Source organism: Paenibacillus mucilaginosus 3016, assembly GCF_000250655.1.
Classification (GTDB): domain Bacteria; phylum Bacillota; class Bacilli; order Paenibacillales; family NBRC-103111; genus Paenibacillus_G; species Paenibacillus_G mucilaginosus.
The window spans coordinates 6173839-6197742 of the sequence record NC_016935.1 but is presented as its reverse complement, the minus strand read 5'-3'; the positions used below and the strand labels follow the sequence as shown (position 1 = coordinate 6197742).

The following is a 23904-nucleotide window of genomic DNA, read 5'->3' as shown; positions in this document are numbered from 1 at the left end:
TGGGCTGCTGCTAAGCAGCAGCCCGGCCTACATGCCTCCTGGACTGAGCTTCTTGTCGAGCTGCCGGTACTGCAGCGCTTCGGCCACGTGACCGGCCGTCACCTGCCGGGAACCTTCGAGATCGGCGATCGTGCGCGCGATCTTGAGAATCCGGTCATGGGCCCGCACGCTGAGTCCGAGCAGGTCAAAAGAACGCTGGAGCAGCAGGGAGGAGGCTTCGTCGAGCTTGACGTGCTCCCGCAGCAGTCTGCCCTGCAGCTCACTGTTGAAAGTGATGCCGTCCGCGCCGTAGCGCTCTTTCTGGATGCGGTGGGCCGCCTCGACCCGATCTTTCATCTCCCGGGAGGAGAGCTGGGGGAGCGAGTTGTCCAGATGCTTGTAATCAATCCGGGGCACCTCGATATGGAGATCGATCCGGTCAAGCAGCGGCCCTGAAATTTTGGAACGGTAGTGGGCTACCTTCAGCGGGGTGCAGATGCAGCCCTGATGCTCGGTCTCGGCTCCCCAGTAGCCGCAGGGGCACGGGTTCATCGACGCCGCCAGGAGAAAGTGTGCGGGGAAGCGGTACACCGCCTTCGCACGGCCGATCGTCACGTGCCGGTCCTCCATCGGCTGCCTCAGCACCTCAAGCGCCATGCGGGAGAACTCCGGCAGCTCGTCAAGGAACAGGACGCCCCGGTGGGCCAGAGAGACCTCCCCGGGCTTCGGAATGCCCCCTCCCCCGACAAGCCCGGCGGAGGATACCGTATGGTGGGGCATGCGGAAGGGACGGGAGCGGATGAGCTGGCGGCGGTCGGCAAATTTGCCGGAGGCGCTGTAGATGCGCGTCACATCGAGCGACTCGCTTTCGCTCATCGCCGGGAGAATCGAAGGAAGACGCTTGGCCAGCATCGTCTTGCCGGTGCCCGGCGGCCCGATGAGCAGAATATTATGCATGCCCGCCGCACAGATCATCAAGGCGCGTTTGACGTGCAGCTGGCCGCAGACGTCCGCATAGTCCACCAGGGCCTGGGCCGGGCCGGGAGCGGCACTCTCAGCCCGTCTGTCCGTCCTCTCATCCCCGATGATCCGGCCCGTGTCCGCCGCAGCCGTGTCCGCGTCCAATCGCATTTCTCCATCGCCCTGCGGAGAGGGGCGCAGCTCGCTCAGGTTCGCGATGCATCGCGTCTCGCACCCTTCGATCCAGCCCGCTTCCTCCGCGTTGTCCAGCGGCACGAGGGCCTGCCCGATGCCCTGCTCGCCGGCGCTCATCATCATGGAGAGCACGCCGGGTACCCCGCGGACGGAGCCGTCGAGCGCCAGCTCGCCGATGATCAGCCTGTCCCGGCACAGCTCGGGGGAGATTTGGCCGCTTGTCATGAGAATGCCGGCTGCGATTGCCAGGTCGAAGGCGGCGCCTTCCTTGCGCACATCCGCCGGAGCGAGATTCACCGTGATCCGCTGCAGGGGGAAGACGAAGCCGCAGTTTTTGATCGCCGCCCGCACCCGCTCCATCGATTCCTTGATCGCCGAGTCCGGCAGACCCACGATGCTCATCTGGGGGAGCCCGTTGCTCAGATCGACCTCCACTTCCACCAGCTTGCCTTCCACCCCGTGCAAACATGCGCTGACTACTTTTCCGTACATAACAAAAAACACCTCTCCCATGATGGTCATGGCTCAAGGTGCTTCCTCATCCGCCTGATATTTCGATAGTCGTAATTGTATACGGATTCGCCGCCCTGCGCAATCCCCAATCTGCTTGCCGCCGTTCTTTTTTGGACGGCCTCCGGTTTAATTCCCTGAGGGATTGGCGACAATGATGCCAGAGGTGAGTTCAGATGCAGGAAAAACCGTATTTTTGTCCGAACTGCCGGTCCAACCGGGTCAAATTCAGCGTCATCTCCAGTATCTCGCAGCCCTTCCTGAAAGATGCCGTCACCGGGGCCTTGACGGAAGTGGGGGAGCAGGAGCCCCTGACGGACACGGAGCCGACCATTCAGTGTCTGGTCTGCAGTTTCAGCGCCAACGAGCTGCGGTTCATCAAGCAGGCCGAGCGCGAACCCCGTGCGGGACAGCCCCTTCCCCCGTCCTATCAGTAACTTTTATCCGCTGCAGTCCCAGCAAGACAGCCGTGCGTTCCTTGACCGAATGCGCGGCTGTTTTTTGTCGTTTGAGGGGGAATAAGCTTTCTTTTTGTTAGTAATAAAAAAGATATATCAAAAACTTCACAGAAAAATTAAGGAAACCTCAAGAAAAAAGTGGTACAATGAGTAAGGTTTGCGTCTGCGGACAAGCTAAGCTTCGGCAGGCGGACTGTGTAGATGGGCAGGTCTCCTTCACCGTTTGGGACCGATTCCATAGAGCAAGTCATTACCGATAGGAGGATTTTGCTAAATGAATATCCATGAGTATCAAGGCAAAGCAGTGCTCAAGCAGTATGGGGTTGCCGTACCGGAAGGTAAAGTCGCATTTTCGGTGGACGAAGCCGTTGAAGCGGCGAAGGCCCTCGGCACTCCCGTTGTTGTGGTGAAAGCGCAGATTCATGCCGGCGGCCGCGGTAAAGCGGGCGGCGTGAAAGTAGCCAAGAACCTCGATGAAGTTCGTACATACGCCAGCGAAATCCTTGGCAAAGTCCTCGTCACGCATCAGACAGGTCCGGAAGGCAAAGAAGTTAAGCGTTTGCTTATCGAACAAGGGTGCGATATCAAGAAGGAATACTACATCGGCCTCGTCGTTGACCGCGGCACCGGCCGTGTGGTTATGATGGCTTCGGAAGAGGGCGGCACGGAGATCGAAGAAGTGGCCGAGCATTCCCCTGAGAAGATTTTCAAAGAAGTGATCGACCCGGCGATCGGCCTGCAGGCTTTCCAGGCGCGCAAGCTGGCTTACAGCATCAACATTCCTGCCGAACTCGTGAACAAAGCAGTGAAGTTCATGACGGCTCTCTATACGGCATTCGTTGAAAAGGACTGCTCCATCGCCGAGATCAACCCACTGGTTGTAACGGGCGACGGCAGCGTCATGGCACTGGACGCGAAGCTCAATTTCGATTCCAACGCCCTGTTCCGCCACAAGGACATCCTCGAGCTCCGCGACCTCGAAGAGGAAGACGAGAAGGAAATCGAAGCTTCCAAGTTCGACCTGAGCTACATCGCCCTCGACGGCAACATCGGCTGCATGGTTAACGGTGCGGGTCTCGCGATGGCTACGATGGACATCATCAAGTACTACGGCGGCGATCCTGCCAACTTCCTGGACGTAGGGGGCGGCGCTACAACGGAGAAGGTAACCGAAGCGTTCAAGATCATCCTCTCCGATCCGAAAGTCAAAGGCATCTTCATCAACATCTTCGGCGGCATCATGAAGTGTGACGTGATCGCCAACGGCGTGGTGGAAGCGGCCAAGCAGGTAGGCCTGGACCGTCCGCTCGTCGTGCGTCTTGAAGGCACGAACGTAGAGCTCGGCAAGAAGATCCTCGCCGAGTCCGGCATCAACATCGTGGCGGCCGATTCCATGGCTGACGGCGCGCAGAAGATCGTTTCGCTCGTGAAGTAATTTCGGAAGGTTTCTTCCGATAGTGGGTTTGTCGGCAGTCTCTTCAAAATAATCAGGGGATGTGAACAATCAACATGTCTATTTTGGTTGATAAAAATACAAAAGTGATCACACAGGGTATCACAGGTTCCGTGGGCATGTTCCATACCAAGGGCGGCCTGGACTACGGCACGCAAATGGTCGGCGGGGTTACGCCGGGCAAGGGCGGCACGAACATCGACATCCAGCTCGAGAACGGCGAGACGGTTTCCCTTCCGGTATTCAACACCGTTGTGGAAGCGAAGAAAGCCACGGGCGCTACCGTATCGGTTATCTACGTACCGCCGGCTTTCGCTGCCGATGCGATCATGGAAGCCGTAGACGCGGAGATGGATCTGGCGATCTGCATCACCGAAGGCATTCCGGTGCTTGACATGGTGAAGGTAAGCCGCTATATGGAAGGCAAGAAAACCCGTCTGATCGGGCCGAACTGCCCAGGCGTCATCACTCCGGGCGAGTGTAAGATCGGCATCATGCCGGGCTATATCCACACACCGGGTCATGTCGGCGTCGTATCCCGCTCCGGGACGCTCACGTACGAAGCAGTTCACCAGCTGACCACCCGCAACATCGGCCAATCGTCCGCTGTGGGTATCGGCGGCGACCCGGTGAAGGGCTCCGAGTTCATCGACATCCTCAAGCTGTTCAATGAAGATCCGGACACCTACGCAGTTATCATGATCGGCGAAATCGGCGGTTCCGCTGAAGAAGAAGCGGCCGAGTGGATCGCAGCCAATATGACGAAGCCGGTTGTAGGCTTCATCGGCGGCCAAACGGCGCCTCCAGGAAAGCGCATGGGTCATGCCGGCGCGATCATCTCCGGCGGCAAAGGTACGGCAGCGGAGAAGGTGGCAACGATGGAGCGCTGCGGCATCAAGGTAGCTCCTACACCTTCCGAAATGGGCTCTACGCTCGTAAGCGTGCTGGAAGAAAAAGGTCTGCTCGAGAAGTGCATCACGAAGAAGTAATTCCATCGGGATGAGTCATCTGCGAAGCACAGCAGGTGCTGCGTAGCGGAAGCTTTGCGCAGCGCAGCTCTGCCTTGCGTTCATACTCTAGAGGAGATCTGTCTGCCGATGGGCAGGCCGTTTTCCTTCATTTCATAGGCAAGACCTGTGGGCAAGAAGCCCCTTCATTTCGCGTGTTTGCGCGGATGGAGGGGCTTTTTTTTGCTTGGAATATCAGAGAGCATCATTCCGTCTGCTCGTTACTGTCATCTGATGTTTTTAATAATCCCGACATCGTCCGTCAGGGAGGGCGAAGCCGTGTATCCGGGTTACGTCGGACGCCCCTTAGGGGGCTAAAGTTGTTTCTACTTAAAGGAGGATATATACTAGATGAACAACCGCGACATCTTGATCGCCCTGCATCATATGCCGGGCGTAGGTTCCCGAACGATTGACCTCGTGTTCCAGCACGTTTCGGATTTTACCGAGATAAGGACACGGGACCTGCCGCACCTCACCATCCCGGGATTGACCCCGGCCCGCGCTTCCGCCCTATCCAAGGGGTGGGCGGGATTGAGCGCAGCGTCGTTCGAGATGCGGGAGCAAGCCTACCGGGAGAAAGGCATTGGGTGCATCACCCGCTGGGATGAAGAGTATCCGGAGATGTTGAGGGAACTCCCGGATGCTCCCTGGGTCCTGTACACCCGCGGGGATGTGTCGCTGCTGAAGCGTCACTGCATCGCGATGGTGGGGACGCGCACGCCGACGGCTTATGGCCGGGCTGCCGCCGAAGGGCTGAGCGAGGGGCTGTCGGGCGCCGGACTCTGCGTGGTCAGCGGCATGGCGCGGGGGATTGACGCCTGTGCCCATATCGGGGCGCTGAAGGAGCAGGGCGGCACGATTGCCGTGCTGGGCTGTGCGATTGACGAGGTATACCCTCCGGAGAACAAGGCGCTCTACCACCGGATCGCCGACCACGCCCTGCTGCTGTCGGAATATCCGGTGGGGACGAAGTCCCATCCGGGCCTGTTCCCGCAGCGCAACCGCATTATCGCCGGGCTCAGCCTGGGCGTTGTCGTCGTGGAAGCCGCCCTGCGCAGCGGATCACTGATCACGGCGGACCAGGCGCTTGAAGCATCCCGCGATGTGTTCGCGGTGCCCGGGCCGATCTCTTCACCGAAGAGTCAGGGCACACTGTCCCTTTTGAAACAGGGGGCAAAGCTTGTCAGCAGCGCGCAGGATATCGTCGAGGAGTATACAGACCGGATATCTTTTCCTTCTTCGGCATACATTATCGGTACGGGCAAAGCCCTGCCGGAACTGACACCGGACGAGAAGCGTATCTGCGATCTGCTGCTCGATCACCCGATGAATGTGGATGAGCTCCTGGCGGGGAGCGGATTTACGTTTGGACATTTGCATTCAGTTTTGATAAATTTACTAATGATGCGGCGAATCGCCGAGCTGCCCGGGGCCGTCTACACTGTGCCCTGATCATCATACATATTTTTTTGTCGAAAGGGGATGGACACCTATGGCCGATTCGCTAGTCATTGTGGAGTCACCCGCAAAAGCCAAAACCATATCCAAATATCTTGGCAGCAAATATATCGTAAAAGCGTCGATGGGTCATATACGCGATCTGCCCAAAAGTCAAATCGGGGTCGAAGTAAAAAAGAATTTTGAACCGAAATATATTACGATCCGCGGCAAGGGCTCCGTGCTCAAAGAGCTGAAGGACGCCAGCAAGCGTGTCAAAAAAGTCTATCTGGCGGCTGACCCGGATCGCGAAGGGGAAGCGATCGCCTGGCATCTGGCGCATTATCTCGAGCTGTCCGATCAGGACGCCTGCCGCGTAGTGTTCAACGAGATCACGAAGCAGGCGGTCAAGGACGCGTTCAAGACGCCCCGCAAGATAAACCAGGATCTCGTCAACGCCCAGCAGGCCCGCCGAATTCTGGACCGGCTCGTAGGCTACAAGATCTCGCCGCTGCTGTGGAAGAAGGTCAAGAAGGGCTTATCGGCCGGACGCGTGCAGTCCGTTGCGGTCAAACTCATCTACGACCGGGAGAATGAGATCAAGGCATTCGAGCCCGAAGAGTACTGGACGATTACGGCGAAGCTGGCCGCGAACAAATCCGACTTCGAAGCCAAGTTCTACAGCGTGAACGGCGAGAAGAAAGAGCTGAAGAGCCAGTCCGAGGTCAATGAAGTGCTGGCCCTGCTCGGCGGATCCGATTTTGTTGTAAGCGAAGTCAAAGAGAAAGAGCGCCTGCGCAACCCGTCGCCTCCGTTCATTACGAGCTCCCTGCAGCAGGAAGCGGCGCGCAAGCTGAACTTCCGTGCGGCGAAGACGATGTCGGTGGCACAGCAGTTATATGAAGGAATTGATCTGGGCAGCGAGGGAACGGTCGGTCTTATCACGTACATGCGTACGGACTCCACCCGCATCTCGCCTGTAGCCCAGGAAGAAGCCAAGGAATACATTACCGGCAAATACGGGGAAGCCTACTATCCGGCCGAACCGCGCAATTACGTCAAGAAGAATGCCAATGCCCAGGATGCGCACGAAGCGATCCGTCCGAGCTCCGTGCTCCGGGAGCCGGAATCCATCAAGGCTCACCTGAGCCGGGACCAGTTCCGTCTCTACAAGCTTGTGTGGGAGCGGTTCGTCGCCTCCCAGATGGCGTCGGCCGTCCTCGATACGATGACGGTGGACCTGAACGCCGGTCCGGTGGTGTTCCGCGCGGTAGGCTCCAAGATCAAGTTCCACGGCTTCATGAAGGTCTACGTGGAAAGCAGTGACGAGGGGGCTGCCGATGCGGCGGCGGATGACGACAAGTTCCTGCCTCCGCTGAAGCAGGGCGATGAAGCGAAGCCGCAGGCCATCGATCCGAAGCAGCATTTCACCCAGCCGCCGCCGCGATATACGGAAGCACGGCTCGTGAAAGCGCTGGAGGAGATGGGCATCGGCCGTCCGAGTACGTACGCACCGACGCTGGAGACGATCCAGAAGCGCGGCTACGTGGCGATCGAGGAGAAGAAGTTCGTGCCGACCGAGCTCGGGGAGCTTGTGATCCAGCAGATGATCGAGTTCTTCCCGGAGATCCTGGACGTGGAATTCACGGCCCACATGGAAGAAGGACTCGACCACATTGAGGAAGGCAAGGAAGACTGGGTCCGGGTGCTCAGCGAATTCTATGATTCGTTCGAGAAGCGGCTCGAGGTCGCGGAAGAAGAAATGGAGAAGATCGAGATCCAGGACGAAGTGTCCGATGAGATCTGCGAGAAGTGCGGGAACCATTTTGTATACAAAATGGGACGCTTCGGCAAATTCCTCGCCTGCTCCGGCTTCCCGGACTGCCGCAACACGAAGCCGATCGTCAAGGATACCGGCGTCACGTGTCCAAGCTGCCACGAAGGGAAGATCATTGAGCGGCGCAGCAAGAAAGGGCGCATCTTCTACGGCTGCGACCGGTATCCGGCCTGCGAGTTCGTCTCGTGGGATAAGCCGGTGGAGCAGCCCTGTCCCAAATGCGGGGCGCTGCTCGTCGAGAAGCGGAACAAGTCCGGGACGTTCATCCAGTGCGTCTCCTGCGACTTTAAGGAAGAAGCCAAGGAAGATGACCGGGAGGATTAACGGGCCGTCCAAGGGGAGCGTGAGCTCCCTTTGGGGCCTTCGTCATGTCAGGAAGGCCCTAAGGGTGCGGCCAACCGCCGCCCCGGTATTCCGCAATTCACAGAACCGTCCGCGTCCGGCGGAGGGGCATATTTAGGAGGAAGCAAGTTGACAGAAGTGCAAAAAGTAACCGTCATCGGCGCAGGACTCGCGGGCAGTGAAGCCGCATGGCAGATCGCATCCCAGGGCGTGCCTGTTGTACTATATGAAATGCGTCCGGTCAAAAAGACGCCGGCCCACATCTCCGACCAATTCGCGGAGCTCGTATGCAGCAACTCGCTGCGGGCCAACGGGCTGACCAACGCGGTCGGCGTATTAAAGGAAGAAATGCGGATTCTGAACTCCCTGATCCTGCGCGCGGCGGACAAGCATGCCGTACCGGCCGGCGGGGCGCTGGCCGTGGACCGGGACAACTTCTCGGGTGAAGTCACCTCCCTGCTGCGCAATCATCCGCTGATCGAAGTGCGCAACGAGGAGCTGGAGAGGCTGCCGGAGGGCATCACGGTCGTCGCTACGGGCCCGCTGACCTCGCCGTCGCTGTCGCAGCATCTGCAGGAGCTGACCGGAGAGGACTACCTGTACTTCTATGATGCGGCCGCACCGATCGTGGAGAAGGACTCCATCGACATGAGCAAAGTATATCTGGCTTCCCGTTACGATAAGGGTGAGGCGGCATACCTGAACTGTCCGATGACCGAAGAGGAGTTCAATGTCTTCTACGAAGCGCTGATCTCTGCGGAGACCGCACCGATCAAGGAGTTCGAGAAGGAGATCTACTTCGAGGGCTGCATGCCGATCGAGGTCATGGCCTCCCGCGGCCGCCAGACCTGTCTGTTCGGGCCGATGAAGCCGGTCGGCCTCATCAATCCCCACACGGGAGAGCTGCCGTATGCGGTCGTTCAGCTCCGCCAGGACAACGCGGCGGGAACGCTCTATAACCTGGTCGGCTTCCAGACGCATCTCAAGTGGGGCGAGCAGAAGCGCGTGTTCTCCCTTATCCCGGGGCTCGAGAACGCCGAGTTCGTCCGTTACGGGGTTATGCACCGCAATACGTTCATTAACTCGCCGAAGCTGCTTCGTCCAACCTACCAGTTCCGCACCCGCGATAATCTCTTCTTCGCCGGCCAGATGACCGGGGTGGAAGGGTACGTGGAATCGGCTGCTTCCGGTCTGATCGCCGGACTGAACGCTGCACGCTACGCGAAGGGGGAGGAGCTCTTCGTCCTGCCGCCGGATACGGCGCTTGGCAGCATGGCACAGTATATCACCACGGCGGACTTCAACCACTTCCAGCCGATGAACGCAAACTTCGGGCTGTTCCCGCCGCTCGAGGAGCGCATCCGCAACAAAAAGCTCAAGAATGAGAAAATCGCGGAGCGGGCAATTGCGAAAATTCAGAATTTTTCCCAAAACCTAGACAATTCGACTTGTAAATAAAACTTGACCTATGTTACGATAGTCCCGTCTGTATACGAAGCGGCTGCTCTGCAAGCCGCACCACAAGAAGAAACTAAGCTGCACGGCTTAGTTTCTGTCTTGAAATATAAGCATGTAGATCTCTCGAAGCTCGTGCTCCTGTGAGTGTATGTCTCACGGGCTCGAATCTGTAATCTTATATTTCTTATAAACGCGTACTATCTTTCAGGACAGCGAAGCCGTTTATCTTGAGTGGAACGAATGGGAATGTGTTGCGTAGAAAGTCATGTTCGCTTCAGAACCAGTACATAGCGTAAGACCAATTGGAGGAGAATCCGGTCTATGGAACAAACCTTTCATGCGACGACCATCTTCGCCATCCGGCACCAGGGCAAAGGCGCGATTGCCGGAGACGGCCAGGTCACCTTCGGCAATTCGATGGTGATGAAGAGCCAGGCGAAGAAGGTCAGAAGATTATACCGGGGTAATGTGATCGCCGGATTCGCAGGCTCGGTGGCGGATGCCATCACCCTGTTTGAGAAGTTCGAGGCGAAGCTGGAAGAGCACCACGGCAACCTGCAGCGCGCAGCCGTGGAGCTGACGAAGGACTGGAGACAGGACCGGGTTCTGCGCCGCCTGGAAGCCATGATGATTGTAATGGACCGCAGCGGGCTCCTGCTGCTCTCCGGCAACGGAGAGATCATCGAGCCGGATGACGGCATCCTTGCGATCGGTTCCGGCGGAAGCTTTGCGCTGGCTGCCGGGAGAGCGCTTCACCGGTACGCTCCCGACATGAGCGCGCGGGAGATCGCGCATGCCTCGCTGACGATGGCTGCGGAGATTTGCGTATTCACGAACCACAATATTATAGTAGAAGAAATCGAGTAATCGAGATCAGGTCATGTTAGTTTTGGTAGCAGAAGGCCATCCTATACAGGGAGGTTCATACGAGTGAAGCCATCAGCCTTAACCCCCAGACAAATCGTAGCCGAGCTTGACAAATATATCGTAGGCCAGAAGTCGGCCAAAAAATCCGTGGCTGTGGCTCTTCGCAACCGTCACCGCCGCAGCCTCCTTGAGGAATCGCTCCGCGATGAGATCGTGCCTAAGAACATTCTGATGATCGGACCGACCGGTGTCGGCAAAACCGAAATCGCACGCCGTCTGGCCAAACTGGTCGGCGCTCCGTTCGTCAAAGTGGAAGCGACGAAGTTCACCGAAGTCGGTTATGTGGGCCGCGACGTGGAGTCCATGGTCCGCGACCTGGTGGAGACGTCCATCCGAATGGTCAAAGCCGAGAAAACCGAGGCGCTCAAGGACCGCGCCGAGCAAATGGTCACCGACCGGCTCGTCGTTATCCTCGCACCGAGCCCATCGAAGAACCGCGGCCAGCGCAACCCGCTCGAGATGCTGTTCGGCCAACAGCAGGGCGGAAGCGCAGCCTACAGCGAGCCGGATGATGCGGTGGACGCCGGTCTTGCGGCAAGACGCAAGGAGATCCGCGAGAAGCTGCTCCGCGGCGAACTCGAAACCGAAGTCATCGAGATTGAAGTCGAAGACAGCACCCCATCCATGCTCGATATGCTGGCCGGCCAGGGGGGCGAGCAGGCCGGGATGAACATGCAGGAGCTCTTCGGCTCCCTCATGCCCAAGCGGACGAAGAAGCGGAAGCTGCCGATCAAGGAAGCCCGTAAAGTGCTGCTGACCGAAGAGGCTCAGAAGCTGCTCGACATGGATGAAGTGATCCAGGAGGCGGTCCGCCGGGCCGAGCAGGACGGGATCATTTTCATCGACGAGATTGACAAGATTGCCAGCTCCACCCGCGGCAGCGGACCCGATGTATCGAGAGAAGGCGTGCAGCGCGACATTCTCCCGATCGTCGAAGGGTCGACGATCATGACCAAATACGGGCCTGTGAAGACGGATTACGTGCTGTTCGTAGCGGCAGGCGCCTTCCATATCGCCAAGCCTTCCGACCTGATTCCGGAGCTGCAGGGCCGCTTCCCGATCCGGGTGGAGCTCAGCTCGCTGACCCAGGAAGATTTCGTGCTCATTCTCAAAGAGCCGAAAAATGCCCTGACAAAGCAGTATACGGCCCTGCTGGAGACCGAAGGCATACGGGTCGTGTTCTCGGACGACGCGATCCAGGAGATCGCACGCATCGCCGCCGAGGTGAATGTCAATTCGGACAATATCGGAGCCCGCAGGCTCCATACGATCCTCGAGAAGCTGCTTGAGGACCTTTCCTTCGAAGCGCCGGACATAACGCTGGAGGAGATCGTTATCTCGCCGGAGTATGTCCGTGAGAAGCTGTCGGGCATCGTGCAGAACCGGGATTTAAGCCAGTATATTTTGTAATTGGAATTGTGGAGGCAGGAACATGACATTATTGATGAAGACCCGGAGGCTGAACAAACTGCTGCAAAAAGAAGCGGGTCACGCGGTCTCCTTTACGGATATGGCCTCGGTGCTCAGCGATATTTCGCAAGCGGACATCTTTGTGATCAGCCGGAAAGGAAAGGTGCTGGGGAGCGCGTTTTCATCACAGGATGGCGATTTGTTGATCCATACGTCCGTACTGCAGGAGAACCGGTTTCCGTCGGAGTATAACCAGCTGCTGCTGAAGGTGGATGAGACCTCGTCCAATCTCGCGGCCGGGAGCCCCTACGACGTGTTCGGAGAGCATCCGGGCCATGAGCCTTTTTATATTACCATCGTGCCGGTGATCGGCGGCGGCGAACGTCTTGGGACTTTGGTCCTGACCAAACGTGGCAGCCAGTTCATCGACGACGATCTGATTATGGCGGAATACGGCTCAACGGTCGTCGCCATGGAGATTCTCCGCGAGAAGGCGGAGCGGATTGAGATTGAAGCCCGCGGCAAAGCCGTCGTCCAGGTAGCCGTAGGTTCCTTATCCTTCAGCGAGCTGGAGGCGGTGGAGCATATCTTCGAACAGCTGGACGGCAACGAAGGCCTGCTCGTGGCAAGCAAAATTGCCGACCGGGTAGGCATCACCCGTTCGGTCATCGTCAATGCGCTTCGCAAGCTGGAAAGCGCCGGCGTGATCGAAACTAGGTCTTTAGGCATGAAAGGGACCTATATCCGGGTCCTGAACGATCAGCTGATGACCGGAATTCAAAGCGTAAAGTCATAATTTGTGTGAGATTTGACATAAGAAAACAGCCTTCGACGCCCTATATGCGAATATAGGGCTTTTTTCTTATTGTAAACTTTTCCAAAAATCCGCAATATAGAGGCTGGTCCTTTAATTCTACAAAATTCTCCCTTGAGTGCTATTAAGTTCAGTGAAAAAAATGTCGAATGAAAAGAGGATAAGTGAATGGCTCCGTTGAATACCTACGGGAGACTACGTAAGAGAAAGTGGGAGTGCGTCCATGAACATTCTGAATAAACCCGGATTCAACCTGCTGGAGCGCTCGCTGGATGCGGCAGCTCTGCGGCAGAAAGTGATTGCGGATAACGTGGCGAATGTCGATACACCGAATTTCAAGCGTTCGGATGTTCGTTTTGAAGAACTGCTGCAGCAGGAAATGAACGGCGGAGGTCTTGTAGGACGACGGACCAATGCGAAGCATATACCGATCGGCCAGGCTTCTTCGGCAGGAACGCCTCAGATCGTGCAGGATAGCCAGACCATGATGAACAACAATCTGAACAACGTGGACATCGACTATGAGATGGCGCTGATGGCGAAGAACCAGCTCCGCTACAATGTGATGGTCCAGCAGGTGAACGGCGAGATCAAGAAGCTCAGAACAGCCATTGGCGGGAGGTAATGCTAGATGAAACTGACGAACGGCTTTGATATCAGCGCTTCGGCGCTTACGGCACAGCGCTTCCGGATGGATGTGATCTCCTCCAACATCGCCAACGCGGATTCGACCCGCGCACGGATGGTGGACGGCAAGTGGGTTCCTTACCAGCGCAAAATGGTGACGATGGAGCCGAAGACGAGCTTCGCCCAGACGCTCCAGGGAGCCATGGGCGGCACGCAGAATGCACGGACCGGCGAAGGCGTCCGGATCACGAAAGTCCTTGAAGACCAGACACCGTTCAAGCAGGTGTATAACCCGTCCCATCCCGATGCGGACGAGAACGGATTTGTGATGCTTCCCAATGTGGATATTGCCAAAGAGATGGTCGATATGATCTCCGCCACGCGCTCGTATGAGGCGAACGTCACTGCGCTCAACGCATCCAAATCTTTAATTGGAAAAGCGCTTGAAATCGGAAGATAAAAAACCTAGTATAAAGGAGCTCTAAGCCATGATTAATAAATTGAGCCTGCAGCCTCAAGCCGTCGTGAACGCCGTACAGCCGAAGAACACGACAGCGAGTGCCGCGGAAGTGTCAAACCAGTTCGGCAAGTTCCTTAGCAGCGCGATCGAGAACCTGAATCAGGGTCAAGCGAATGTGGAAAAGCTCAATACGCAGTTTATCAAGGGTGACATCACCGATGTGCATCAAGTGATGATCGCAACGGAGAAAGCATCCCTCGGTCTTGAGCTCACGGTTCAAGTCCGAAACAAGATGATTGAAGCTTACCAGGAAATCATGCGGATGCAGGTATAATAAGCGGGCAGCGGCGGCTCTGGTTGCAATTATCGCCAGTGTGATGATCGTCATAGGGCCGGCCCGGACTTTTCAGTTATAGTTTCTATGAAAGCTTCGCCCGGTTAATGAGTCCGTTCCAAGCAGGGAACCAGGTCATTGAAGCCTTCCAGGACATCATGCGGATGCAGGTTAGATGATTACGATCCTTAAGGGAAAATGGGGTGAAACGGTGAACGAGAATTTACTCCAAGCTTGGAGCAGAACGAAACAGTATTGGAGCCAGTTCAGCAAGATGCAGAAGACGACCATCATTGCAACCACGATGATTGTCCTGCTGAGCCTCGGGCTGATCAGTTATAACTTCTCGAAGACGGAATATTCGCTGGCTTATACGAATCTGCAGCCAAGCGATGCCGCCGCGATCAAAGGCTACCTGGACGGAGCCAAGATTCCGTACCAGCTGAGTGAGGACGGCAAGAGTATAGGGGTTCCCCGGAGCGAGGTAGCGAGCGTGAAGCTGGCGATCGAGTCCCAGGGCCTCAACAAGAACGGAAATGTGGGCTACGGCGCCTTCAGCGAGAGCTCCACATTCGGTACGACCGACCAAGAGTTCAATGTGAAGTATGTGAACGCCGTGCAGGGAGAGCTTCAGCAGCTCATCAACTCGAACCAGGCGATCGCGAATTCCAAGGTCCTGATCTCGATGCCGGAGAAGGAAGTATTCCTCCGTGCAGGGGAAGAGCAGGAGAAGGCGACAGCCTCCGTCGTGCTCGACGTGAAGCCGGGTTACCAGCTCGATCAGGCGAAAGTCGATACGCTGTATAATCTGGTGTCCCACAGTATCAAGGGACTGCCGGTTGAGAATATTACGATCTCGGATCAGAACGGGGATCTGCTCGAGTATTCCAAAGGCCAAAACAAGACGGCCGGCGCTTCGAATCTGGCGCTGCAGCAGTTTGAGATCAACAACCAGTTCAAGAACGACGTACAGAAGAACGTACAGCAGATGCTCGGTTCGATTTTCGGTAAGGACAAGGTTATCGTAAGTGTGTTCTCGACGATGAATTTTGACCAGAAGAGCTCCCGCAACCAGCTCGTTACCGCACCGAACCAGGCGGACCAGAAAGGTCTTGAGATTTCGACGCAGGAGATTCAGAAGAGCTCCAGCAGTAATGGCGGTGCGGCAGGCGGCGTAGCCGGTACGGGTGAGACGGATGTTCCGGGTTACACGGGTACGGCGAACAGTGGCAATGCAGAGTCGGAAGAGCTCCAGCGTACGGTGAACTATGAAGTGAACCGCATTACGGAAGAGATTGTATCGACTCCGTATGTGGTGAAGGACCTGACGATCAACGTCGGTGTGGAACCGCCGGATCCGGCCGATCCGAACTCGCTCAGCGATGAGACGATGGCCGAAGTCAGAACGATTCTGCAGAACGTGGTGCGTGCGGCGCTTGCCGACAACGGACAGACGATCACAGATGAAGATCTGGCAAAGAAGGTAACGGTAGTTAAACACGCGTTCGCTAATACGAACAATGCGGCAGGCACGGATACGAACACGATGCTGCTCTATGGCGGCCTTGGCGGTCTGGCTCTGGCGCTGGCAGCCATCGGTGCATTCTTCCTGATGCGCAAGCGCAAGAAGGCTGATGCAGTTGAAGAAGAAATGATCGTGAACGACGCAGCGGCAGCACGCGTAGAGTTCCCGACGATCGATATGGAAACCAATAATGAGAACCAGGTGCGCAAGCAGCTCGAACAGCTGGCGAAGAAGAAGCCGGAAGAGTTCGTGAACCTGCTCCGCACATGGTTAGCAGAAGAATAGAGGTGTGGAAGATTTGGCTAAAGTACAAACATCGGGTTTGACCGGCAGACAGAAAGCCGCCATCCTGCTCATCAGCTTGGGACCGGAAGTGTCGGCACAGATCTTCAAAAACCTCAGGGATGAGGAGATCGAGCAGCTCACGTTGGAAATAGCCAATGTCCGCAAGGTGGATGCAGCGGAGAAGGAAGCGATTCTGTCTGAATTCCATCAGATCTGTATGGCACAGGAATTCATCTCCCAGGGCGGGATCTCGTATGCGAAGGACATCCTGGAGAAGGCGCTCGGCTCGGCCAAGGCGTTCGATATCATCAACCGCCTGACGGCTACACTCCAGGTGAGACCGTTCGACTTTGCCCGCAAAGCCGATCCCGGTCAGATCCTGAACTTCATCCAGAACGAGAACTCGCAGACGATCGCCCTCGTTCTCGCTTATCTTCAGCCGGAGCAGGCTTCGATCATCCTGTCCTCGCTCCCGCAGGAGAAGCAGGCCGATGTGGCCAAGCGGATCGCCCTCATGGACAGCACTTCACCGGAGGTCATCTCCCAGGTGGAGCGTGTGCTGGAGCAGAAGCTGTCCGCAACGGTAACGCAGGACTACACGAATGCCGGCGGTATCACTTCGGTGGTCTCCATCCTGAACGGGGTAGACCGCGGTACGGAGCGTACGATTCTCGACTCGCTCGAGATTCAGGATCCGGAACTGGCCGAAGAGATCAAGAAGCGCATGTTCGTATTCGAGGACATCGTCAACATCGACGACCGTTCCATCCAGCGTATCATCCGCGACATCGAGAATGCAGACCTGCAGCTTGCGCTTAAAGTGGCCAGCGAAGAAGTACGCGAGTCGATCTTCAAGAACATGTCCAAGCGGATGGCCGAGACGTTCCGCGAAGAAATGGAATTTATGGGCCCTGTCCGTCTGCGTGACGTGGAAGAAGCCCAGACCCGCATTGTAGCGACGATCAGAAGACTCGAAGAGTCCGGTGAAATCATCATCGCACGCGGCGGAGGAGATGATATCATTGTCTAATGTCATCAAGTTCTTTCAATACAAGCCGGTGGACGACAGCAGCACGAAGGTGGTTGTGTCCCACCCCCAGCTTAGTGTTCTTAATAAGGAACAAGAGGAGATCCCGAAGTCATCTCCTGCCGAAAGCCCTGAAGTGATCGAAGCGCTCCAGATGAAGGAGCAGATCCTTCAGGATGCGGAATCCTTCGCTGAAGAGCAGGTCCGCACCGCTATGGAAGAGGCCCTCGCGCTCAAGGAACAGGCACAGGCCGAGATTGAGGCCTGGTGGGACGAGCGTCGCCAGCTGGACCAGGACACGGTCGAAGCGGCCATGGACCAGGGCTTCACGCAGGGCTATGAAGAAGGCTTGACCCGTGCCGAAACGGAGCTTCGCGAGAAGTACGACGCGATGCTGCAGGAGGCTTCCTCCATCCTGGAGCAGGCTTATGCCTTGAAGCAGCAGATCATTCAGGAGTCCGAACCGTTCCTGATCGACCTGAGCACTTCCATCGCCGAGAAGATCATTGCCCGCCAGCTGACACTCGAGCCCGAGTGGACCATCGATCTCATCCGCCGGACACTGACCCGGCGCAAGGATACCGGCGTGATCGCGCTCTGCGTATCGCCGTCGCAGTTCCCGCTGATCCAGGATGCCCGCGAAGAGCTTCTGCTTCATATCGATTCGCAGGCAGAGCTTCAGATCATCCCGGACGGCTCGGTACAGGATCACGGCTGTGTGGTCCGCTCGGCTTTCGGCAGCATTGATTCCCGGATTGACACCCAGCTCAGCGAGATCAAGAATGTGCTCCGCCAAATTGCGATCCGAGGTGAGGAATCTTAATGATAGCTTCCCCTAATGCGCAGAAATATATTGAGCATCTTCAGGGAATGGATCCCGTCAGAGTCAACGGCAAGGTCACCCAGGTCATCGGTCTTACCGTCGAGTCGGAAGGGCCGGATGCCAGCATCGGGGACCTCTGCTACATTTATCCGCACAAATCAAATAAACCGCTCAAGGCGGAGGTTGTGGGCTTCAAGAACAACAAAGTCATCCTGATGCCGCTCGGGGAACTGGATTCGATCGGTCCCGGCTGCGATGTCGTCGGTACCGGCAAACCGCTCAGCGTACAGGTCGGTCACGAGCTGCTCGGCAAGGTGCTCGACGGCCTCGGCCAGCCGATGGACGGATCGTTCCTGCCTTCGAGGATGGCCCAGTATTCGACGAACAATGCGCCCAGCAATCCTTTGACCCGGCCACGGGTGCTTGAGCCCATTTCCGTCGGTGTTCGTTGTATCGACGGTTTACTTACGATCGGCAAAGGTCAGCGTGTCGGTATTTTTGCAGGTTCCGGTGTAGGTAAGAGTACCTTAATGGGGATGATCGCTCGGAACACGTCGGCAGACGTGAACGTGATCGCCTTGATCGGGGAGCGGGGCAGAGAGGTGCTTGACTTTATCGAGCGCGATCTCGGACCCGAAGGATTGGCCCGGTCGGTCGTGATCGTGGCCACTTCGGACCAGCCGGCGCTGATCCGGATTAAGGCCTCGCTTATTGCAACAAGCATCGCCGAATATTTCCGCGACCGCGGACTCAACGTCATGATGATGATGGACTCCGTCACACGATTTGCCATGGCTCAGCGTGAAGTGGGCCTTGCGGTCGGAGAACCGCCGGCTACACGGGGTTATACGCCCTCGGTGTTCGCCATGCTGCCGAAGCTCTTGGAGCGCTCCGGTAACGGCCCGAAGGGTTCCATCACTGCTTTTTATACCGTCTTGGTCGACGGTGACGATATGAACGAACCGATTGCCGATGCCGTACGGGGGATCCTGGACGGACACATCGTGCTCAACCGTGCAATCGCGAACCGGGGGCACTACCCGGCGATCGATGTGCTGGCGAGCGTATCGCGTGTCATGAAGGAAATTGTCCCGAAAGAGCAGCAGCTCGCTTCAGAGAATCTCAAACGTCTCTTAGCCACTTATAAGGATTCGGAGGACCTCGTCAATATAGGGGCGTACCAAAGAGGATCGAATCCGGAAATTGACGAAGCGCTTGAATCTATCCATTCCATCTGGGATTACACGAAGCAGCGAACGGACGACAAGCTGACTTACGAACAGGCCAGAGACCAGCTATTACAACAATTCACTAAGGGATAGGTGTTGAGCTATGCGGTTCCGATACGCATTCCAGAAAATCGTAGATCTCAAAATGAACGAAAAAACGCAGGCCGAGTGGATGCTCTCGGAAGCCATTGGCCGGATGAAGCAGGAAGAGTCCTCCCTGGTTGAACTGGAGTACTCCAAGCGATCCCTTCAGGAGGAGCTTCAGGAGGCTTCCACCCGCTCCATCTCGGTATCGGACCTGCTGCTTATGCAGAGCTACGTGGACTACGTCGATACCCGGATTCAAGAGAAACACTCCGACATCCAGCGGGCACGGACCGTGGTACAGTCGAAGCAGGATGATCTCACCGGCAAGATGCTGCAGGAGAAAGTGTGGACGAAGGCCAAAGAAAAGGCTTACCAGCGCTTCTCCTTCGATCTTATGAAGAAAGAGCAGGACGGCCTGGATGAGATGGCCACGAACCGTTATAAAGCCCCATCTACTTATTAACAGCAAATCCCGGAGGTGAAACCATGGCTAAGGCGGATGCCGAACAAACCGGTTCTTACGGAGCCCTGGAACGATTTTTAATCTGGTTCCTCATTCCTTTCGTCTTTACGGCCGTGCTGCTCGGTGTGCTTCTCACCATCTTTGACTACAATGTCATGAACAGCGTGCTCAAGACGGCGAACAAAATTCCCGTGGTGTCCACCTGGGTGCCCGATCCGAAGGGAGAAGCCGCGGAGACGACGGTGACCCAGGAGGAAGTGCCGAGCGAGGAAAAGGCGGCCGAGGAAGCGAAGGCGGCGGCGGATGCCGCCCTGCAGGCCAAAGAAGCGGAGCTGCAGGAAGCGAAGGCCGCTCTGGAGGAGAAAGAGAAGGCGATCAAGGAACTGGAGAGCCAGAAAGCCGCACAGGAAGAGGCCAAAGCGGTTGCCTCCTCCGAAGAAGAGTATGAAAAGCAAATTCAGCAGCTGGCGAGCACCTATGCCAAGATGTCTCCGAGCAAGGCGGCTCCGATCATGGAGAACCTGACGACGGCGGAGCGCGTGCTCGTACTGAGCAAGATGAAGACCGACGAGCGCGTCAAGGTTCTCGAGAAGATGGACCCGAAGGTTGCGGCGGAAGCTTCGATCCTGCTCAAGGATCAAGTCAGCGTGAAGGATACCCAGATGGCCGCCCTGCAGGAGCGCGTGAAGGCGCTCAGCACGACGCAGGAGAACACGGCGGCTGCTTCCGATAAACTCAGCAAGGACGATCTCGGATCGACATTTTCCAGCATGACCCCCAAAAGTGCGGCTACCGTCCTGATGGAGCTGCAGCGCACCAACCCGGATAAGGTTTTATCCATCCTCGGCTCGATGGACAGTGCAGGCCGTTCCAAGATTTTGTCCGCCATTTCGGACCAGTCGAAGGAAACCGCCGCCCTGATCTCGGCCAGGCTGGCTCAATAATAAAGGAGGTGTAGGAACGAATGGAAATCGGAGCTTCCACAGCCGCATCCAGAAACTTGCTCCAGGGAGGATCCCCCGTTTCCAGCTCTTCCGTCAAAGGGGCCGTGAGATCACGGGAGAGCTTCTCGAACGCACTGAAAGAGAAGCTTGGTGAGACCGGTCCGAAAGACAAGCCGGTCTCAAACGAAACACAGCCTTCTGCCGATATAAATAAGAAGGCTGACGCTGTAGACGACACGCAGGCTAAACCGCCGGCGGACGAGGAGAAGATCGAAGCTCTGGAGGTATTCGTGAAGGAAGAAGACACGGAGGCCGTGGCCGAACTGCTGGCCGATCCGGAGATCCAGGCGCTGCTGCAGCAGATCCAGCTGCTTCTGCCGGATGACACCGCTGCCCCGGCTATCAACACGGTGGACGCTTCCCCGGAAGCCGTCACCCTGACGGTCCTGCCGGCGATGGAAGCCGCAGACGCCCAGCTGTTTGTGCCTTTGACCCAGCCGGCAGCGCAGGAACAGGCCGCAGCCGCCTTAACGGGCTTGGAGGCGGTGGATGCCGCTGAAGCGGCACGCATGCTCCAGCAGCTGCAGGAGGCCTTGAAGCAGGAGGGCGACCCGAAGCTGAAAGCAGCGCTTGACGCCTTAAGCGCAGCGGTGACGAAGGCGGCCGAGACTCAGGCGGCTGAAAAGCCGACGGCGCCGATTCAGCAGCTGCTTCAGAAGCTGAACGGGGAGCTCACGGCAGGAGAAGCGCCAAGCGCCAAAGCGGCGTCCGCCGAACCGGCCGCAAGCCCGCTGCACAAGCTGGAGGCGCTGGCGGTGAAGCATCCGGCTGCCGCAGCGGTAACGGCGGCAGCCCAGGGCGAATCCGCACAGGCGGAGGAACCGCTGTTTGCCCCGCTTCACCCGGAGACGGCTTCAGCCGAGCTTGGCACCCAGCCGCCGGTGACCGTGCAGGATCTGATGAAGCAGCTTCAGTCCGGCCAGCCGGTCAGCAAGGTGCCGGTGCTTCAAATGCCGGCGGAGACCTTCCCGGACGATATGACCCAGTTCGTCGTCAGCTCGTTCTTGATGGACACGGGCGCGGATGGGATCACGGAAGCGAAGCTTTCGCTGTATCCTCAGCATCTCGGCCACGTGGAAGTGAAGCTGACGATGCAGAACGGGCAGCTCATCGCCCAGTTTGCGGCTGATCATGCTGCCGGCAAGGACATGCTCGAGAGCCAGCTTGCGCAGCTCCGTCAATCCCTGCAGAGCCATGGCATCCAGGTGGAGAAGCTGGAAGTGACGCAGAGCTCCAGTGCACAGGGCTTCCAGTCCGGCATGTTCCAGGAAAAAGGACAGGGCCAGCAGCCGCAGTCGCGCCAGAACCAGAAAGCGGCATCCGCCCGGATCGCAGCTCTGGAAGGCGAGAGCTACGCGGAAGATCCCGCTTCGAATCCGGCCCGGCCGGCACGCACCGGCAGCGGTATGATTGATGTCATAGCCTAATTGAGCCGCACAAGATAGTATACCCTGTAGGAGGTGATCCAATATGTCCGACTCCCTGATTACATCGACCAACAGCGCCATGACTTATACCGGCAGCAAGGTTACCACACCGAACAAGACGCTCGGCAAGGACGAATTCCTGAAGATTCTGATCACGCAGATGAAGAATCAGGACCCGACCCAGCCGCTGCAGGATAAAGAGTTTATCGCCCAGATGGCCCAGTTCACATCGGTAGAACAGCTGACCAATATGGGAAGTGAAATGAAGCTGCTCCGTCAGTCCCTCGGCTTCGCTTCCGGTCTCATCGGCAAGAACGTGACCTGGACCGATGACGCAGGAGAAGCCAAGACGGGTCTCGTCGATTCCATCATCGTGAAGAACGGCGGGCAGTTCGCCAAAGTAGGCGCGCTTGAAGTCTCGCTCGATAAAGTAAACCAGATTTCGAATCCGGTGAGTGAGTCATGACCGACCGCTTTACTGTAGGACGTCTTTATCCGAATCCCGCCGGCCCTGGAGTCCAGCGGCGTCTGCCGGCTGAAGGCGCGGGTGCCGGAGCTTCCTTTCAATCCGTCCTGCAGAACCAGCTCGTGCGCTTCAGCCATCATGCCGAGCAGCGCCTGATCCAGCGGGGCATCATCTTGGCTCCGGAGGAGCTCGTAAAGCTGTCATCGGCGATCGACAAGGCGGCGGCCAAGGGCGCCAAAGATTCGCTGATGCTCATCGGCGATGCGGCCTTGATCGTGAACATCAAGAACCGCACCGTGGTCACCGCCATAGACAGTGCTTCGATGAAAGACAGCCTGTTCACCCAGATTGACAGCGCCATGATTATTTCCTGATGAAACGTTAGGCCGGACCGTATACGGAGGCCAAGGTTGTGGACCGATTGAAACAACCATGAGAGCAAACTACAACAGGCGCTGCACCCGAAATATTACCGGTGTGACAGTCGTCATATGGGAGGATATCTATCTATGTTAAGATCTCTTTATTCCGGTGTATCCGGTATGCGCGGTTTCCAGACGAAGCTGGATGTCATCGGCAACAACATCGCCAACGTCAACACGACGGGCTTCAAAGCGGGACGCGTGATGTTCAAGGATATTCTGAGCCAGACGGTGGCGGGCGTGAGCGCTCCGACGGATACGTCCGGCGGTGTGAACTCCAAGCAAATCGGTCTCGGTGTAACGGTTGGTGCGATCGATACGATCCACACGCCGGGCAGCGCGATGACGACGAACGTGGTCACGGACCTGCGGATCAACGGTGACGGATTCTTCGCCGTATCCCAGGACGGTACGCCTGAGAATATGTACCTGACGCGCGACGGCAGCTTCCAGCTGGACGCCCAGCGCCGCATGGTGAACTCCAACGGGATGTTCGTCCTCGGCACGGGCGGTGAGCCGATCACCCTCGGTGAAGAGGTGACGGCCTTCACGATCGCGAGCAACGGTGAGATCATCGGCATCGGTGCGGACGGTACGGCCGCTTCCACCGACCAGTTCATCGCGGTAGGCAAGGTAACGAACCCGGGCGGTCTCGAGAAGATCGGGGGCAACCTGTACCGCCAGACGCCGAACTCCGGTGAAGCGATCGATCTGGGTGCTGCGATTGCCGGTGACACGGCAACCGGAACAGGCTCCATCGTATCCGGCCAGCTCGAGATGTCGAACGTCGATCTGACGGGTGAGTTTACGGAAATGATCGTCGCCCAGCGCGGCTTCCAGTCCAACTCCCGGATCATCACGACCTCCGATGAAATTCTGCAGGAAGTCGTTAACCTGAAGAGATAATCCATAGCATTCCTTCATTAATAAGAAGT

23 protein-coding genes are annotated in these 23904 nt (G+C 57.2%); 22 read left to right on the top strand and 1 reads right to left on the bottom strand.

The genetic code is table 11. The features are described from left to right. Positions 1–27: 27 nt before the first annotated feature. Positions 28–1626: a YifB family Mg chelatase-like AAA ATPase gene (locus PM3016_RS25350; RefSeq protein ID WP_041618738.1), complete on the bottom strand. Its 1599-nt coding sequence runs from the start codon at positions 1624–1626 to the stop codon at positions 28–30. Between the two features lie 194 nt (positions 1627–1820). On the opposite strand from PM3016_RS25350, the gene PM3016_RS25345 reads away from it, so the two are divergent. The 22 genes from PM3016_RS25345 to flgG all read left to right on the top strand — a co-directional run bounded on the left by PM3016_RS25345 (position 1821) and on the right by flgG (position 23875). Continuing rightward, entirely contained in the window at positions 1821–2081 is a 261-nt protein-coding gene (locus PM3016_RS25345) for a hypothetical protein (protein WP_014371425.1), read from the top strand. A gap of 295 nt (positions 2082–2376) precedes the next feature. Next, complete coding sequence (gene sucC, locus PM3016_RS25340) at positions 2377–3537, top strand: ADP-forming succinate--CoA ligase subunit beta (protein ID WP_013919507.1); 1161 nt, start codon at positions 2377–2379, stop codon at positions 3535–3537. A gap of 74 nt (positions 3538–3611) precedes the next feature. After that, entirely contained in the window at positions 3612–4544 is a 933-nt protein-coding gene (gene sucD, locus PM3016_RS25335) for a succinate--CoA ligase subunit alpha (protein WP_013919506.1), read from the top strand. Positions 4545–4913: 369 nt separating this feature from the next. Then, positions 4914–6017 carry a DNA-processing protein DprA gene (gene dprA / locus PM3016_RS25330; protein WP_014371424.1) on the top strand — a complete coding sequence of 368 codons (1104 nt, stop codon included), beginning with the start codon at positions 4914–4916 and terminating at the stop codon, positions 6015–6017. Between the two features lie 40 nt (positions 6018–6057). Beyond that, positions 6058–8163, top strand: a complete 2106-nt coding sequence (gene topA / locus PM3016_RS25325) for a type I DNA topoisomerase (RefSeq protein WP_014371423.1) — start codon at positions 6058–6060, stop codon at positions 8161–8163. A 147-nt stretch (positions 8164–8310) separates the two neighbouring features. Further along, entirely contained in the window at positions 8311–9639 is a 1329-nt protein-coding gene (trmFO, locus tag PM3016_RS25320) for an FADH(2)-oxidizing methylenetetrahydrofolate--tRNA-(uracil(54)-C(5))-methyltransferase TrmFO (protein ID WP_013919503.1), read from the top strand. Positions 9640–9960: 321 nt separating this feature from the next. Further along, positions 9961–10506 carry an ATP-dependent protease subunit HslV gene (hslV, locus tag PM3016_RS25315; RefSeq protein WP_013919502.1) on the top strand — a complete coding sequence of 182 codons (546 nt, stop codon included), beginning with the start codon at positions 9961–9963 and terminating at the stop codon, positions 10504–10506. 63 nt (positions 10507–10569) lie between these two features. Then, on the top strand, positions 10570–11976 hold the full coding sequence (hslU, locus tag PM3016_RS25310) for an ATP-dependent protease ATPase subunit HslU (RefSeq protein ID WP_014371422.1): 1407 nt from the start codon (positions 10570–10572) through the stop codon (positions 11974–11976). A 22-nt stretch (positions 11977–11998) separates the two neighbouring features. Next, on the top strand, positions 11999–12772 hold the full coding sequence (codY, locus tag PM3016_RS25305) for a GTP-sensing pleiotropic transcriptional regulator CodY (RefSeq protein ID WP_013919500.1): 774 nt from the start codon (positions 11999–12001) through the stop codon (positions 12770–12772). A gap of 241 nt (positions 12773–13013) precedes the next feature. Next, positions 13014–13415 carry a flagellar basal body rod protein FlgB gene (flgB, locus tag PM3016_RS25300; RefSeq protein ID WP_013919499.1) on the top strand — a complete coding sequence of 134 codons (402 nt, stop codon included), beginning with the start codon at positions 13014–13016 and terminating at the stop codon, positions 13413–13415. Between the two features lie 6 nt (positions 13416–13421). Next, entirely contained in the window at positions 13422–13877 is a 456-nt protein-coding gene (gene flgC, locus PM3016_RS25295; RefSeq protein ID WP_013919498.1) for a flagellar basal body rod protein FlgC, read from the top strand. Between the two features lie 28 nt (positions 13878–13905). After that, on the top strand, positions 13906–14211 hold the full coding sequence (fliE, locus tag PM3016_RS25290) for a flagellar hook-basal body complex protein FliE (RefSeq protein ID WP_013919497.1): 306 nt from the start codon (positions 13906–13908) through the stop codon (positions 14209–14211). 175 nt (positions 14212–14386) lie between these two features. Continuing rightward, complete coding sequence (gene fliF, locus PM3016_RS25285) at positions 14387–16021, top strand: flagellar basal-body MS-ring/collar protein FliF (protein WP_014371421.1); 1635 nt, start codon at positions 14387–14389, stop codon at positions 16019–16021. A gap of 4 nt (positions 16022–16025) precedes the next feature. Beyond that, positions 16026–17051, top strand: coding sequence for a flagellar motor switch protein FliG (fliG, locus tag PM3016_RS25280; protein ID WP_013919495.1), 1026 nt, complete (start codon positions 16026–16028; stop codon positions 17049–17051). Continuing rightward, the gene (locus PM3016_RS25275; protein WP_013919494.1) at positions 17044–17871 is read left to right on the top strand and encodes a FliH/SctL family protein; all 828 of its coding nucleotides are present in this window, start codon (positions 17044–17046) and stop codon (positions 17869–17871) included. The genes fliG and PM3016_RS25275 overlap by 8 nt, the downstream gene beginning before the upstream one ends. Beyond that, positions 17871–19193, top strand: coding sequence for a flagellar protein export ATPase FliI (fliI, locus tag PM3016_RS25270; RefSeq protein WP_014371419.1), 1323 nt, complete (start codon positions 17871–17873; stop codon positions 19191–19193). The genes PM3016_RS25275 and fliI overlap by 1 nt, the downstream gene beginning before the upstream one ends. 10 nt (positions 19194–19203) lie before the next feature. After that, positions 19204–19650, top strand: coding sequence for a flagellar export protein FliJ (gene fliJ / locus PM3016_RS25265; RefSeq protein WP_013919492.1), 447 nt, complete (start codon positions 19204–19206; stop codon positions 19648–19650). A gap of 23 nt (positions 19651–19673) precedes the next feature. Continuing rightward, complete coding sequence (locus PM3016_RS25260) at positions 19674–20594, top strand: MotE family protein (protein WP_014371418.1); 921 nt, start codon at positions 19674–19676, stop codon at positions 20592–20594. 20 nt (positions 20595–20614) lie between these two features. Continuing rightward, complete coding sequence (locus PM3016_RS25255) at positions 20615–22081, top strand: flagellar hook-length control protein FliK (RefSeq protein WP_014371417.1); 1467 nt, start codon at positions 20615–20617, stop codon at positions 22079–22081. Positions 22082–22124: 43 nt separating this feature from the next. Continuing rightward, positions 22125–22547: a flagellar hook capping FlgD N-terminal domain-containing protein gene (locus tag PM3016_RS25250; RefSeq protein WP_014371416.1), complete on the top strand. Its 423-nt coding sequence runs from the start codon at positions 22125–22127 to the stop codon at positions 22545–22547. Next, positions 22544–22921, top strand: coding sequence for a TIGR02530 family flagellar biosynthesis protein (locus PM3016_RS25245; protein WP_014371415.1), 378 nt, complete (start codon positions 22544–22546; stop codon positions 22919–22921). The genes PM3016_RS25250 and PM3016_RS25245 overlap by 4 nt, the downstream gene beginning before the upstream one ends. Positions 22922–23056: 135 nt before the next feature. Continuing rightward, entirely contained in the window at positions 23057–23875 is an 819-nt protein-coding gene (flgG, locus tag PM3016_RS25240; protein WP_013919487.1) for a flagellar basal body rod protein FlgG, read from the top strand. The last annotated feature ends 29 nt before the right edge of the window (positions 23876–23904 follow it).